The organism is Brevibacillus sp. FSL K6-0770 (genome assembly GCF_038000275.1).
Taxonomy (GTDB): domain Bacteria; phylum Bacillota; class Bacilli; order Brevibacillales; family Brevibacillaceae; genus Brevibacillus; species Brevibacillus parabrevis.
Window position 1 is genome coordinate 3646402 of the sequence record NZ_JBBOBQ010000001.1, and the last position, 13892, is coordinate 3660293.

The following is a 13892-nucleotide window of genomic DNA, read 5'->3' on the forward strand; positions in this document are numbered from 1 at the left end:
CTCACCCCTCTTTCTGACCGACGTCAAGCTTTTTTTGGACAGCGACCAGCGTAATGTTGTCTTCCCCACCGGCTTCCAGCGCTTCTTGCACCAGACCGTCCACTTTCGCTTGCAACGATATCTGTTTCTGCAACCAATTTTCCAAAGAGGCATGGGCTACCTTGTTGCTGAGGCCGTCTGAGCAAATGAGGACGATATCGCCCTTCGCCCATTCAAAGTGCCCCAGATCAATCAACACATCCGGCTCGGTGCCGAGCGAACGCATAATGACGTTTCGGTGTGGATGGACAGAAGCTTCCTCTTCCGTGATTTGTCCGCTTTTCAAAAGCTCGTTCACAAGAGAGTGGTCCTCTGTTTTCATGACCAGTCCGTCTGCGTTGTACACGTACAGGCGGCTGTCGCCAATATGGGCCGTAATGACAGATGTTTCGCCAAGCAGCGCGGCCACTACTGTCGTTCCCATCCCGCTGCACTCCGGATGATTCAAAGCGTAATCGTACACTTCTTTATTCGCGGCCAGGACAGCATTCATCAACTGCTCGCGCGCATCTTCCGCGTCAAGCTGTCCATCCAGGTGCCGCAGTTCTTTTACTATTCGCTCAACGGCAAGGCGGCTGGCAATGTCTCCAGCCTGATGCCCGCCCATACCGTCTGCAACAATGGCCAGCACGCGTCCGTTCAGATCGGCAACACAGGCATAGTAGTCCTCATTTACCTGGCGGACGCGGCCGACATGGGATTTCATCGCGATTTCCATGGCTTCACCCCACGGTTTCTTTAGCGTGTTGTGCCCTCAGCTGACCGCAGGCAGCGGCGATATCGCTGCCTTGCTCGCGTCTGATGGTCACATTGATTCCCTTTTCATCCAAGATGCGTTTGAACTGAAAAATTTCGTTGCGCGGCGTGCGCACGTAGTCGCGCTCCGGCACGTAGTTGACCGGAATCAGGTTGACGTGGCACAGCATGTCTCCAATCAGCTCCGCCAGCTCTTCGGCGTGTTCAGGCTGATCGTTTTTGCCTCCGAACAGACCGTACTCGAAGCTGATCCGGCGGCCCGTTTTGTTGATGTAATGACGGCACGCCTCCATCAGCTTGTCAAGCGGGAAGCCGCGGTTGATCGGCATCAGCTTGCTTCTCAGCTCTGTATTCGGAGCGTGCAGGGAAATAGCGAGATTGACTTGTCCGCCGCGTTCGGCAAACTCGTAAATCTTCGGCACGATCCCACTGGTAGAAACGGTAATGTGACGAGCGCCGATGTTCAGCCCGCGGTTGTCGTTGATGATGGACAGAAAAGCCATCAAGCTCTCGAAGTTCTCGAACGGTTCGCCAATCCCCATCACTACGACGTGGCTGACGCGTTCCCCATCGGCATCCAGTCTGCGCTGGGCCATCAGCACCTGGGAAACGATCTCGCCTGCATCCAAGTTGCGCTTCAATCCGCCGAGCGTGGAGGCGCAGAACGTGCAGCCGATCCGGCATCCGACCTGCGTCGTCACACAGATGCTGTTTCCGTAGCTGTGGCGCATGATGACCGTTTCGATTGCGTGCCCGTCAACGAGCTGGAACAAAAACTTGATTGTGCCATCCGTTGATTGCTGGTGCGTAATTTCTGTCAAAGAGTCCAGACGGAATGTCTCAGCAAGCTTCTGCCGCAAGTCTTTGGACAGGTTGCTCATCTCATCAAAGGAAGTCACACGCTTTACGTACAGCCAGTCAAAAATTTGCTGGGCGCGAAAAGCCTTGTCACCTACGCTGATGAGCCACTCTTTCATTTCGTCTTGGGTCAAGCTGTAAATAAGCGGCTTAGCGCTTGTAAATGTCGTGAATGGCATTTCTTTTCCACATCCTCAAAATCATTGCTTGCACAAATTATCATTCTATCATTGTACCTCGCCACGCGTCACGCTTCAAACGGTTTTGGCATCCATTTCAGAAATGCGTCCCTTTTCCTAGTGTAAACCAATCCGCACATGCGCAAACAAAGGCAAAGGAGTGGCATTTTCCGCAATTGGCACGCCACCCCTCCCTTGCTATCCTTTTCGTTTCAATCGCGCGATAAAGAAGCCGTCACTGTCAAAATGCTGAGGCAAAATCTGCACGCAGGCACCAGACTCGTCCACTTGATTGCGAACGGCGTCAGGCAAGTCTTGCCCAAGCGTATCATCCAAAACAAACTCCGGGTGCTCTTTGACGAAGCGCTGGACAATTTCCTGGTTTTCCTTTGGCTCAATCGTGCACGTACTGTAGACGAACACACCTTCTGGCGCAAGCATCGGAGCCAATGCCTTGAGCAGCTCGTACTGGAGCTGGGCAATCGCCCGCACGTCCTCGGGTGTTTTGTTCCACTTCAAGTCGGGCTTGCGCCGGATGACGCCAAAACCGGAGCACGGTGCATCCAGCAAAATCCGGTCAAATGTCCCGAGTCCTCTGTCTGGCAAATCGAGCGCGTCGCTTGTAATCGGCTCGATAATCGTGATTCCCAGCCGCTTGGCGGTTTGGGCAATCAGCTCGCGCTTGTGCGGATGCAAATCGCTGGCGATAATTTGTCCGTGATTTTCCATCATCTCCGCTATATGCGTCGTCTTGCCGCCCGGAGCCGCACATGCATCGAGCACGCGCATGCCTGGCTTGGCAGCGAGTGCAGGGGCGACCAGCATCGAGCTTTCATCTTGGATCGTAAAAAACCCTTCCCGGAACAAACGCGATCCGGCCACGTGTCCGCCAGCCACCACGATCGCTTGCGGGCTCAGGGCAGACGGCTGCGCTACCGCTTCCTCTTGCGCAAGCTTGTCCAGCAGTTCACTGACCGTTGTTTTCAGCGAGTTGCTGCGGATCGAGCTGTGCGGCGTGCGGTTGTTGGCTTCGCAAATCGCGATCGTCGCTTCTTCGCCGTACACTTTCAGCCACTCGCGGACGAGCCATTCCGGATGGGAATGCGCAACGGAAATTTGTGCGGCGCGGTCGCCTTTTGGCAAACGCTCCCACACATCCGGCTGGCGCAGTACATTGCGCAAAACCCCGTTCACCATCGAGGCAATCCCTTGATGTCCGCGACGCTTGGCCATTTCTACAGCCTCGTGAACAGCGGCGCGCTCTGGAATGCGGTCGAGGAAACGAATTTGGTACAAACTCAGACGAAGCAAGTTGCGCACCCACATCTGCAGCTTTTTGTTCCCGACAAAATGGGACAAAACATGATCGAGTGTCAGCTTGCGCTGGATCGTCCCGTATACCAGCTCGGTCACCAATCCCGTATCCGCCGCACTGAGCTGCGCGCGATCCAGAACGCCTCTCAGCTCCAGATTGCTGTACGACTTATGCTCCTCTACCCGATTCAAAACGTCTAGCGCAATATCTCGTGCTCCCTTTTTTGCCACGGACTATTCTCCTACCTTTGTGCCGATTTCAATGCTGCTGCCCGCTCCGCGCAAAAAGTCGAGAGCACTCATCCGTTTTTTGCCTTCTGGCTGCAACTCGGTTACTTTTACCGCACCGCTTCCGCAGGCGATGACCAATCCGTCCTCTTCGCGGGCGATAATCGTGCCCGGCTCGTATCCGCCGCCAGCCTCCAGCCTTTTTTCCACCCACCACAGCTTCCACACTTTGCCTTCGCAAGTCGTGAAGGCGACAGGCCACGGGTTCAAGCCGCGCACCTGGTTGTAGATTTGCGTAGCGGTTTTCGTCCAGTCGATTTTTTCATCCGTCCGCTTGATGTTCGGGGCAAATGTCGCTGCCGAATGGTCTTGCGCTTCCGGCTGAATCTCTCCGGCCAGCAAACGAGGCACCGTCTCCAGCAAAAGCCGGGCACCCGCTACCGCCAGCTTGTCATGCAACAGCCCGACCGTATCCCGCTCCTCGATCGGCACTACGACCTTGGACAGCATATCTCCCGCATCGAGCGCTTCTACCATGTACATGATCGTCACGCCGGACTCGGCTTCGCCGTCGACGATTGATTTGTGAATCGGCGCGCCACCGCGATATTTCGGCAAAAGCGAAGCGTGCACGTTGATGCAGCCAAAGCGCGGAGCATCCAGCAAGCGCTTCGGCAAAATTTGCCCGTATGCCGCCGTGACAATCAGATCAAAAGACAGCGCGAGCACTTCTTCCAAAGCTTCTTCCGCCTTGATTTTTTCCGGCTGCAACACAGCAAGTCCATGACGCAAAGCCGCCTCCTTGACGGGGGGCGGCGTCAGCACTTGCTTGCGTCCTACGGGACGATCCGGTTGCGTAACAACTCCAATCACGTTATAGCCTGCTTCGATGAGCGCATTCAGGCTCGACACCGCGAAGTCAGGCGTACCCATAAACAGGATGCGAGCATCTTTCAAATCGGTTATTCCCCTTCCTCTTCCGGGTTCACCTGATACACCTTGTCGGCTACATCGATGAACAGGACGCCGTTCAAGTGGTCGATCTCATGCTGGGCGCAACGGGACAAAAGATCGTCTGCCTCCAGCTCGATCTCGTTTCCGAAGCGGTCTTGCCCGTGCAGCTTGATCCATTTGTGGCGGCGAACGTCTCCGCGCAGTCCCGGGATGCTCAGGCAGCCTTCCGGATAGTCAAACTGCTCGCCTTTGTGCTCGACGATTTCCGGGTTGACGATTTCGATCAGTCCGTCTCCGCAGTCCATCACAATCACGCGCTTGGAAATCCCTACTTGCGGTGCAGCCAGACCTACGCCGTCTGCATCGTACATCGTGTCAGCCATATCGTCCAAAAGCTTGTGCAGGTTCGAATTGAACTTGGTCACTTTGATCGCTTTTTCACGCAAAATCGGATCTGGATGTTTTACAATTGTGCGAATCGCCATGTGAATCATATCCTCCCTAAAGCAATACGTATGGATCGACGTCAATCGTCATCAATACTTTCTGCTGTTTGTTCCATTCTTCAAATGCCGCTGTCGCCTGAGCAAGCAAGTCAGACAGTTGCGGTTCATCCCGATATTTTAGCATGATCTGAAAGCGAAATCTATCCTTCACGCGCGCGATGGGCGAAGCGACAGGCCCAAGCAAGATCGTCGTTTGGGCAAGCCGCGGGCGCAAAAAGTCTGCCAAGGTGTGGGCGCCGCGTATTACGACAGGCACTTCCTCATGGCTGAACGTGATCAGCACCAGCCGGAAATACGGAGGGTATCCCGTGCGTCTGCGCTGCAACATTTCATCGTGATAAAAAGCCGGATAGTCGTGCCGGGTGGCGTGGACGATGCTGTAATGCTCCGGCGTGTACGTCTGGATGACGACATCGCCTTCCAGTTCGTGCCGACCGGCGCGTCCGCCTACCTGGGTCAGCAGTTGGAACGTCTTTTCCGCCGCGCGAAAATCAGGCAAATGCAGCGAGCTGTCCGCCGCGATAATGCCTGCCAGCGTCACCCGCGGAAAATCGAGTCCTTTGGCGATCATTTGCGTTCCCAGCAGCACATCGCCCTGTCCGTTGCGGAATTTGTTCAACAGCTCCTCATGTGCGCCTTTTCGCGAGGTCGTGTCCACATCCATGCGAATGACGCGAATGCCTGGAAACAGCTTGGCAAGCTCGGCTTCGACTTTTTGCGTTCCCGTCCCGAAAAAGCGGATATGCTCGCTCTGGCATTCCGGGCAATGGGTGGGCTGGGCGATCGTGTAGCCGCAGTAGTGGCAGCGCGCCGTATGGTTCGTTTTATGGTAGGTAAGCGAGATGTCGCAATGAATGCAGCGCATCGTATAGCCGCACGAACGGCACATGACGAACGTGGAAAAGCCGCGGCGATTGAGGAAAATGACCATCTGCTCCTCTTTTTGCAGACGATCCGCAATCATCGCATGCAGCTTCCGGCTGAACATCGAGCGATTCTCGGCTTGCAGCTCTTCGCGCATATCGACGACGTGCACCTGCGGCATCGGGCGATTTCCGACGCGGTCTGGCATTTGCAACAGGCCGTAGCGGCCACGCGTAGCCAGCGCATACGTCTCCAAAGCCGGAGTCGCGCTTCCCATAATCAGGACAGCATCGTTTCTTTTCGCCCGCCAGAGCGCAACCTCCCGCGCGTGGTAACGAGGTGTCTCCTCTTGCTTGTAGGAGCTTTCATGCTCTTCGTCGATCACGATCAGGCCGACATTGCGAAAAGGAGCGAAAATAGCGGAGCGTGCGCCCACCACGACTTTTACTTGATTGCGAATGATTTTGCGCCACTCGTCGTACCGCTCCCCTTGGGACAAGGCACTGTGCAGGACGGCAACATCGGCCCCGAAGCGCGCTTTGAACCGCTCCACCATCTGCGGCGTCAAAGAGATTTCCGGAACGAGAAAAATCGCCTCGCGCCCTTTTGCCAGCGTCTGTTCAATCGCCTCCAAGTACACTTCTGTCTTGCCGCTGCCCGTAACCCCGTGCAGCAAGTACGAGGAGTAAATCCCCATTTTTATAGATTGCAAAATCGGTGCCAAAACCTGCTGCTGGAGCGGGGTAAATTCCGGCTTCGGCTTCTCGGAAAAGCGCCGATTGGCGTATGGATCGCGGTACACTTCCACCTGCTCAATGACGAGAATGCCTTTTGCCTCCAAACTCTTCAAGGACGCGCGGCTAATGCCGTACTCCGCTTGCAGCATCTGGGTCGAAAACGCTTGCCCCTCATGCATGCGAAACAGTTCGAGCGCTCGGCGCATCTGCTCGGCACGCGCTGGCAAGGAGCGGATCGCTTCTTCCAGGCCGGATGCATCCAGCAAACTGCGCACAAAAGATTGCTGCTTGCGGGTAATCCGATCCGTCACCTGGTATTCCGTCGCCAAAAGTCCGCTGGAAATCCAGCCCGGAACGAGCAAATACTCCTCCGGAAACTGTTTTTCCACCTCTGCCAGCGGAAGTTGCCGTTTTCGCGACAGTTCCCATAAAAGCCCCGACTGTCCGCATGCGTCAGCATCCAACGCCTCTGTCGCGACCAGCCATTTCTCCGACTTTCCTTTCAGGACAGCCGGAATCATCGCCTGAACAGCAGTCACCCACGGGCACAAATACTGTTTGGACATCCATTCGCCCAGCTCCAGCAGTTCCGGGCTAAGCGGAGGCGTATCGTCGAGCACTTGCTCCACATCTTTCAAACGGGACGACGCGATTTCTCCGTCCGCTAGTTCCACAATTCCGGTCACATACCCTTGCAGCTTGCGCGGGCCAAACGGGACGATTACCCTGCTGCCCACACGGATGAGCGGACTAAGCCAAGACGGTACCTTGTAGTCAAAAGGCCGATTCGTTCGATTGACAGGCACGTCTACAATCACTTGAGCGATCATGACAGCTCCGACAGCGGCTTATGCTGCAGCTTCAACAGCACGGCATCAAACAGTTTGTCAGCTACCGCCCGCTTGCTCAGTTTATCCAGCGCCACTTGCTCGCCTTCCCGCGTCAAAAGGGTGACGATATTCGTGTCGCTTCCCATTCCTGCCCCTTCCAGCAGGACATTGTTGGCCACGATCATGTCGAGATTTTTGCGTTCGAGTTTGGACTGCGCATGCAGCAGGACATCTTGCGTCTCGGCAGCAAACCCGACCACGAACTGCTTCGTTTTGCGTTCGCCGATCGTCTTCAAAATATCCGGCGCTTTGTCCAGCTCCAAGACAAACGGACCGTCGCCCTTTTTCATTTTATGCTCCTGCACCGTTTTCGGACGGTAATCGGATACAGCCGCCGACTTCACGACGATATCGCTTTGCGGCAGATGCTCCATGACCGCGTCGAACATCTCCTGTACCGATTCTACCGCTACGAACTCGACACCAGCGGGACGGGCAAGCGAAGTCGGCCCGCTGATCAGCGTCACTTTCGCTCCCCGGTCGCGCGCAGCTTCGGCAATGGCATAGCCCATTTTCCCGGAGGCGTGGTTGGTAATGTAGCGAACCGGATCGATTTTTTCCCGGGTTGGCCCTGCTGTCACCAGTACGTGCTTGTCCAGCAAGTCCTGCTTGATCGCCGCTCCTGCTTGATCGTCCGCTTGGGCAAAAAAGCGTTGAACCGCTTCGACGATTTCCTCCGGTTCAGCGAGACGCCCTTTGCCGATCCAGCCGCACGCCAGCAAGCCTACCCCCGGCTCCACGAACCGATAGCCGAAAGACGCGAGCTTTTCCATATTCGCCGCGACCGCCGGATGGTGATACATATTGACATTCATCGCGGGTGCGACCATCACCGGGGCCTTGGTTGCAAGCAAGGTCGTCGTCAGCATGTCATCTGCGATTCCGTTCGCGATTTTGCCGATCACATTGGCCGTGGCAGGAGCGATCAGCACGAGGTCAGCCTTGTCCGCCAGCTCAATGTGGCTGATGACGTGCGGGTCTGGCTCCGTAAACGTATCGGTGTAGACCGGCAGATGCGACAAAGCTTGAAATGTCAGCGGCTGAACGAATTTCAAGGCGTTTTCCGTCAAAATGACATGCACTTGTGCCCCTGCCTGTGTCAGCTTGCTTGTCAGCGCCGCCGCCTTGTAAGCCGCAATGCCGCCACAGACTCCGAGCACGATTCGTTTTCCCGAGAGCGTATTCATCATCTGCAACTCCCCCTCTTCTTCCCTATCCGAAAAAAACAACCTGCTTGGAGGTTGTTTTTAAAGGTAAGCTCTTATTTACGTCCGTCCAAAAACTCGTGCACCAGTTCGTCGGAGATAAACTCTTCGAGAGCCACGCCTACAAACTTTTTGGATTTTGGTCTGACTACCTGCATTTCGCTGTTTTCGCGCAATTGGCGCGCGCGTTTGGAAGCGACAGTCACCAAAATGTACTTGCTTTCTGCTTTCGCAGTCAATTCGTCAATAGATGGATACAACATGATCTATTCAACCTCCTTTAACCATTTGCGATATTTGTGAACCTGGCGATCTTTTTTCAGATGCTCGGCTGTAATAATAGCCTGAATGCGATCGCAGGCAGACTCGATAACATCATTGACCACGACGTAATCGTAATGATCCATCAGCTCGATTTCCGCGCGGGCTACTTCCATCCGCTTGCGGATAACATCCTCTGTCTCCGTGCCCCGTCCTACGATCCGGTTTTCCAGCTCGTGCAAATCAGGCGGAGCGAGGAACAGGAACGTCCCTTGCGGAAAGCTTTCCTTCACTTGCAGCGCGCCCTGGACTTCGATCTCCAGAATGACATCGCGTCCTTCGTCCAGCATCTCATCCACGAATTGGCGGGGCGTGCCGTAGAAGTTCCCTACGTATTCTGCCCACTCCAGAAGAGCGTCTTGCTCAATCATTTGCTTGAACTCTTCCTGTGTCTTGAAAAAGTAATTGACTCCTTCCACCTCGCCCGGGCGCGGAGAACGTGTGGTAGCCGAGACGGAATACACCAGCTCGGGCATTCTTTCCCGAAGCGCCTTGCATACCGTGCCTTTGCCCACTCCCGCAGGTCCGGAGAGAATCAAAAGGAGACCGCGATCAACCATGCTCATTGTGTACACTCCTACTTTATTCGTCCGATTCGTCATCCTTCGTCGTCAGTCGCTGCGCCACCGTTTCCGGCTGCACCGCCGACAAAATGACGTGATCGCTATCCGTAATAATCACAGCGCGCGTCCGGCGCCCATACGTTGCATCCACCAGCATATTGCGATCACGCGCTTCCTGGATGATCCGTTTGATTGGGGCAGATTCCGGACTTACAATGGAAATGATACGGTTGGCATTCACAATATTGCCAAACCCGATATTGATTAGCTTGATTGCCATAACGGCCCAGCCCATCCTTTCATGCTACTCGACATTCTGTACTTGCTCTCTCATTTTCTCCAGCTCGGTCTTGATCTCGACAGCGAGGTGCGCGATTGGCAAGTAATTCGCCTTGGAAGCAATCGTATTCGCTTCCCGGTTCATTTCCTGGAGCAAAAAATCAAGCTTTCGCCCGATCGCTTCGCTTGCCGTCAATTGCTTTGCAAACTGGAGACAATGACTTTCCAGGCGGGTAATCTCCTCGCTGATATCACTCTTGTCAGCGAAAAAGGCCACCTCTTGAGCCACACGCGCAAGGTCCAGTTCAAACGGAACCTGGCTGGCCCACTCCCCCAGACGCTGCTGCAGGCGGGTTCGATGTTCCTCGATCCCCATAGGAGCCAACTGTTGAAGCTCCGCCACCCACGCTTGAATCTGTGCGAGCCGACTGGATAAATCAGCGTACAGTTGCTTGCCTTCCGCCTCTTTCATGGAAAGCAAGTCGATCGCCGCAGTTCGTACCTGATCCAGCAGCCATTCGGCTACTTCGTCATGGTCGTCTGCCGTTTCTTTTGTATGTATCACGCCAGGGAAGAGCAAAAGCTCCTTGACGCCAAGCGGACTTTCCAGTGAAAAGCGCTCAGCCATCGTGCGCGACAACGAAACAAGCTGTTCGGCCATCTGCCAGTCAATATCGATAGCAGAAGCCGCCTGACTTTTTCCGTCGATCGCGATGGTCACATCGACACGGCCTCTTCGGACGTACTGGCTCACCAGCTTGCGCACCTGATCCTCCAGCATGCTCCAAGCTTTTGGCAGTCGTACCTGTATCTCGGAATACCGATGATTGACGGCGCGAATCTCCACAGTCAAACGCACAGTTCCCCTGCTATCCTCTTGCCGTCCATAACCTGTCATGCTTCTAACCATCATTTTCACTTCCACAGACGCAAAATCGTTAATTTATTATAGGAGACAACTCTTGGCAGTGTCAACCGAAGGCGCAAGGCGACAACAAGATTCCTCCCTCTCCCGCTTTATGCTACACTGTGACTGGCAAACATTTTCTCCATTCGTTTTTCCTTCTCGGCATTTTTTAGGATAGAGGTGAGCTATAGTGGCATTTGACGGCGTAGTGACCCGTGCCTTGACACGGGAATTACATAAATGTATCGGCGGACGCATTTCCAAAATTCATCAACCGCATCATAGCGATATTGTCATGCAGGTGCGGACACCTGGGGAAACGGTCAAGCTCCTGCTCTCGGCAAACCCGACGTACCCGCGGATTCACATTACGACAGAAGAATTTACAAATCCGCTGGAAGCCCCGATGTTTTGCATGCTGCTGCGGAAGCATTGCGAAGGCGGCGTAATCGAGTCCATCGAGCAGATCGGCATGGAACGGATCATCCACATCGACGTCCGCACCCGCGACGAGCTGGGAGATACGGCGACCCGCCGCATTATCATGGAAATCATGGGCAAGCACAGCAACATCATTCTCATCGATTCGGCTACCGGGACGATTCTGGACAGCGCGATGCACGTCACCTTGGCGATCAGCCAGTACAGGCAGGTCACACCCGGCAGGACGTACGTCTCCCCACCGAGCCAAGACAAGCGCAACCCGTTGGCTGCGACCGAGCAAGAGTTCATTTCCTCCATCGATTGGAACAGCGGACGCCTGGACAAGCAGATCGTCGACGGCTATACGGGAATCAGCCCGCTTTTGGCAAAAGAGATCGTGCACAGAGCGAAGCTGGCAAATCGGGAAACGCTGTGGGAAGCTTTTTCTGCGGTCATGGAAGCAGTCAAGGCGCACGCATACGCTCCTTCCATCGTGGAACACGCTGGCAAAGCCTACTTCCACGTAATCGAGCTGACGCACCTCGCCGCGGGCACGACAACGCCGTACCCATCCGTGCAGACGTGCTTGCAGGCGTACTACGAAGGCAAAGCTCTGCGCGATACGGTCAAGCAGCGCGCCCACGACTTGATTCGCTTCGTGACTGGTGAACGCAACAAAAATGAAAAGAAAATCGAAAAGCTGGAGCAAACGTTACAGGAGGCGCACGACGCTGACCAATTCCGCCTGTTCGGCGAGCTGATTACCGCCAACATGCACCAAATGAAGCGCGGCGACACCGAGCTGGTCACGGTCAACTGGTACGACGAAGCGGGCGGAACCATCACGATTCCGCTCGATCCGCTGAAGACGCCGTCCGAAAATCTGCAAGCGTACTACAAGCGCTACAACAAGGCAAAAAACAGCCTGCAAATCGTCAGTGAGCAAATCGAGCAAGCCAAAGCGGAAATTCTTTACCTGGACGGCCTTTTGGTTCAGCTTGGGCACGCCAGCCTAAAGGAAGCCGAAGAAATTCGCGACGAGCTTGTCGAGCAAGGCTACATGCGCGATCGGAAAAAGCGCGGGCCGCGCAAGAAAAAAGATACGCGCCCTGAGCTGGAAACGTACGTGTCCACAGACGGAACGGAAATTTTGGTCGGAAAAAACAACAAGCAAAACGAATTTTTGACGAACAAACTGGCCGCTTCGCATGAGACATGGCTGCATACGAAGGACATTCCCGGCTCTCACGTCGTCATCCGCTCCCGGGAATACTCCGAGCAAACGTTGCTGGAAGCGGCAAATCTGGCCGCCTATTTCAGTCGCGCCAAAGAAGGCAGCCAAATTCCTGTCGACTACACCTTGATCAAGCACGTCAAAAAACCGAGCGGCGCCAAGCCGGGCTTTGTCATTTACGAGCAACAGCGCACCTTGTACGTCACACCGGACGAAGCCCTCGTCCGCCAGTTGAAAGCGAACGCTTCCTCCACGCATAGCGAAACCCGCTAAGCTCATACTAAGAGCAAAGAAGCATATCTTCGTGGTTTCAACTTTGGAAGGAGGATCAGGATGAACGTCATTGGCATCATCCAGACTGATCTAAACGAATTCAGCGTATTGTTTGAGCAGCAAAACGGTGGACAAGGCGGCAGCGGCGGTGGTGGCGGACAAAACGGTGGCGGCGACCAGCATTCGCAAAGCGGCGGTGGACAGGATTTTCAAGACAGCGACTCCATGTTCCTCAGCTTTCTGGACGAACAGCCCAGCTCCGGGGAAGGAAGCTCCACTAGCGGCCAGGGCGGGCAAAGCCAGGGGCAGGGGCAAGGGCAAGGGCAGCAAGGCGGGCCACAGGAACTGACCGTGCGCATTAAAGGCATACCCGAAGGCCAGAAAGCAAACTTCCTGCAAATGTACCAAATCCTTCAGGACGCTCAAGATTCTCAATCCCTGGAGCAAAGCTTGACGATTGTCAATAACAACGATCAGCAAGACGGACAAGATTCGTCGAGCCGCAGACAAAACCAAGGCCAGGGACACGGTTCCGGCAAACAAAACAGAACGACTCATTGATCGCCATGCTGCGAAAATCGTTTCGTCGACAACAGAAGACATAGAAAAACCACCTGGAAATCTCCAAGTGGTTTTTTCATGCTATCGGCAAATCTTTGCTTTTACATGCTTTCAAGTCCCCGCTTTGCCGTTGACCTCATGTTTCTATAACCTGCGCTCACACAGGTGGGTGACTGGTCTGCCCTTCAGCCTTCCCATGCATCCCCAAAAGGGAGGTGGGCCTGACATCCATCACAAATTTTCGTCTCCCGAAAAACACGTATAAGGTTAGAAACATTTACGGCCTTACGTACATCGCAGGATCTTGATACAACTACTTTACCACAGAATCATTCCACGCTCAACGGATTTTCTTTCCTTTCGTTTCCCATTCTTTTCCCACACCTTTTTGTAAGCTTGGACCCATCAGGCGAAAAGGAGTGAGGATTGTGTATGGATGAGAATGTGAAGCGGCTGTACGACAAAGCCGGATTTGGCAGCTACACGGGCGGAGCCGGCCTGCAAGCGGCGATCAAACAGCTCGTGACTGCTGATCCGGCTCCCCGCAGCTTCGAATCGCTCACCTCCCTTGTCGAGTTGCTGCTTGCTCATCCCCGTACGGCCGTTTTTGTGACGGAAAAAGTATTGCGCGCCTTTTACAAGCCTGCGCCAAGTGCCGACGAAATCGAATACTTCGCCCGGATTTATCGCCATTTTCGCAGCATTTATGCAAGCGTGATCGACGGCTATCTGGGCGGCGCTCATAAAAACGTCCTGGGACAAACATACGAAACTTTGCCGATTTTTCGGACAGGCTCCTAG

The 13892-nt window shown here is 54.6% G+C and carries 14 protein-coding genes and 1 other RNA gene; 3 read left to right on the plus strand and 12 right to left on the minus strand.

The genetic code is table 11. The annotated features are described in order from the left end of the window. Window position 1: 1 nt before the first annotated feature. From NST23_RS17095 to NST23_RS17145, 11 genes are all read right to left on the minus strand, one after another. The gene (locus NST23_RS17095; protein ID WP_122965081.1) at window positions 2-757 is read right to left on the minus strand and encodes a Stp1/IreP family PP2C-type Ser/Thr phosphatase; all 756 of its coding nucleotides are present in this window, start codon (window positions 755-757) and stop codon (window positions 2-4) included. 4 nt (window positions 758-761) lie between these two features. Then, entirely contained in the window at window positions 762-1832 is a 1071-nt protein-coding gene (gene rlmN / locus NST23_RS17100) for a 23S rRNA (adenine(2503)-C(2))-methyltransferase RlmN (protein WP_122965080.1), read from the minus strand. A 198-nt stretch (window positions 1833-2030) separates the two neighbouring features. Then, window positions 2031-3377 carry a 16S rRNA (cytosine(967)-C(5))-methyltransferase RsmB gene (gene rsmB / locus NST23_RS17105; RefSeq protein ID WP_217021456.1) on the minus strand — a complete coding sequence of 449 codons (1347 nt, stop codon included), beginning with the start codon at window positions 3375-3377 and terminating at the stop codon, window positions 2031-2033. 3 nt (window positions 3378-3380) lie between these two features. Continuing rightward, a complete protein-coding gene (gene fmt, locus NST23_RS17110; RefSeq protein ID WP_217021458.1) occupies window positions 3381-4331 on the minus strand; it encodes a methionyl-tRNA formyltransferase in 951 nt (316 codons plus the stop codon). A gap of 5 nt (window positions 4332-4336) precedes the next feature. Beyond that, complete coding sequence (gene def, locus NST23_RS17115; protein WP_063229878.1) at window positions 4337-4813, minus strand: peptide deformylase; 477 nt, start codon at window positions 4811-4813, stop codon at window positions 4337-4339. 16 nt (window positions 4814-4829) lie between these two features. Further along, window positions 4830-7265, minus strand: a complete 2436-nt coding sequence (priA, locus tag NST23_RS17120) for a primosomal protein N' (protein ID WP_217021459.1) — start codon at window positions 7263-7265, stop codon at window positions 4830-4832. After that, window positions 7262-8512, minus strand: coding sequence for a bifunctional phosphopantothenoylcysteine decarboxylase/phosphopantothenate--cysteine ligase CoaBC (gene coaBC, locus NST23_RS17125; RefSeq protein ID WP_122965475.1), 1251 nt, complete (start codon window positions 8510-8512; stop codon window positions 7262-7264). The genes priA and coaBC overlap by 4 nt, the downstream gene beginning before the upstream one ends. Before the next feature lie 74 nt (window positions 8513-8586). Further along, window positions 8587-8793, minus strand: coding sequence for a DNA-directed RNA polymerase subunit omega (gene rpoZ, locus NST23_RS17130; RefSeq protein WP_063229880.1), 207 nt, complete (start codon window positions 8791-8793; stop codon window positions 8587-8589). 3 nt (window positions 8794-8796) lie between these two features. After that, window positions 8797-9417 (minus strand): guanylate kinase, encoded by a 621-nt coding sequence (gene gmk / locus NST23_RS17135; protein ID WP_122965076.1) that lies wholly within the window; start codon window positions 9415-9417, stop codon window positions 8797-8799. Window positions 9418-9433: 16 nt separating this feature from the next. Further along, window positions 9434-9694, minus strand: a complete 261-nt coding sequence (gene remA / locus NST23_RS17140) for an extracellular matrix/biofilm regulator RemA (protein WP_015891999.1) — start codon at window positions 9692-9694, stop codon at window positions 9434-9436. Between the two features lie 24 nt (window positions 9695-9718). Continuing rightward, window positions 9719-10603, minus strand: coding sequence for a YicC/YloC family endoribonuclease (locus NST23_RS17145; RefSeq protein WP_173599680.1), 885 nt, complete (start codon window positions 10601-10603; stop codon window positions 9719-9721). A 187-nt stretch (window positions 10604-10790) separates the two neighbouring features. Here NST23_RS17145 and NST23_RS17150 point away from each other — a divergent pair, with 187 nt between their 5' ends. Together NST23_RS17150 and NST23_RS17155 are read left to right on the plus strand one after the other, a co-directional pair. Then, window positions 10791-12530, plus strand: coding sequence for an Rqc2 family fibronectin-binding protein (locus tag NST23_RS17150; RefSeq protein WP_340964132.1), 1740 nt, complete (start codon window positions 10791-10793; stop codon window positions 12528-12530). A gap of 60 nt (window positions 12531-12590) precedes the next feature. Continuing rightward, on the plus strand, window positions 12591-13091 hold the full coding sequence (locus NST23_RS17155; RefSeq protein ID WP_122965073.1) for a hypothetical protein: 501 nt from the start codon (window positions 12591-12593) through the stop codon (window positions 13089-13091). 112 nt (window positions 13092-13203) lie between these two features. On the opposite strand, the gene ssrS is transcribed toward NST23_RS17155, so the two are convergent. Beyond that, a non-coding RNA gene (ssrS, locus tag NST23_RS17160) (6S RNA) lies at window positions 13204-13397 on the minus strand. Between the two features lie 126 nt (window positions 13398-13523). Here ssrS and NST23_RS17165 point away from each other — a divergent pair. After that, a complete protein-coding gene (locus NST23_RS17165) occupies window positions 13524-13892 on the plus strand; it encodes a hypothetical protein (protein WP_217021461.1) in 369 nt (122 codons plus the stop codon).

Bases quoted from the DNA above. Each gene is read 5' to 3' on its own strand.
- NST23_RS17145 (WP_173599680.1), bottom strand. From the start codon at position 10,603: ATGGTTAGAAGCATGACAGGTTATGGACGGCAAGAGGATAGCAGGGGA.
- remA (WP_015891999.1), bottom strand. From the start codon at position 9,694: ATGGCAATCAAGCTAATCAATATCGGGTTTGGCAATATTGTGAATGCC.
- rpoZ (WP_063229880.1), bottom strand. From the start codon at position 8,793: ATGTTGTATCCATCTATTGACGAATTGACTGCGAAAGCAGAAAGCAAG.
- priA (WP_217021459.1), bottom strand. From the start codon at position 7,265: ATGATCGCTCAAGTGATTGTAGACGTGCCTGTCAATCGAACGAATCGG.
- def (WP_063229878.1), bottom strand. From the start codon at position 4,813: ATGGCGATTCGCACAATTGTAAAACATCCAGATCCGATTTTGCGTGAA.
- rlmN (WP_122965080.1), bottom strand. From the start codon at position 1,832: ATGCCATTCACGACATTTACAAGCGCTAAGCCGCTTATTTACAGCTTG.
- NST23_RS17155 (WP_122965073.1), top strand. From the start codon at position 12,591: ATGAACGTCATTGGCATCATCCAGACTGATCTAAACGAATTCAGCGTA.
- NST23_RS17165 (WP_217021461.1), top strand. From the start codon at position 13,524: ATGGATGAGAATGTGAAGCGGCTGTACGACAAAGCCGGATTTGGCAGC.
- gmk (WP_122965076.1), bottom strand. From the start codon at position 9,417: ATGAGCATGGTTGATCGCGGTCTCCTTTTGATTCTCTCCGGACCTGCG.
- NST23_RS17095 (WP_122965081.1), bottom strand. From the start codon at position 757: ATGGAAATCGCGATGAAATCCCATGTCGGCCGCGTCCGCCAGGTAAAT.
- coaBC (WP_122965475.1), bottom strand. From the start codon at position 8,512: ATGAATACGCTCTCGGGAAAACGAATCGTGCTCGGAGTCTGTGGCGGC.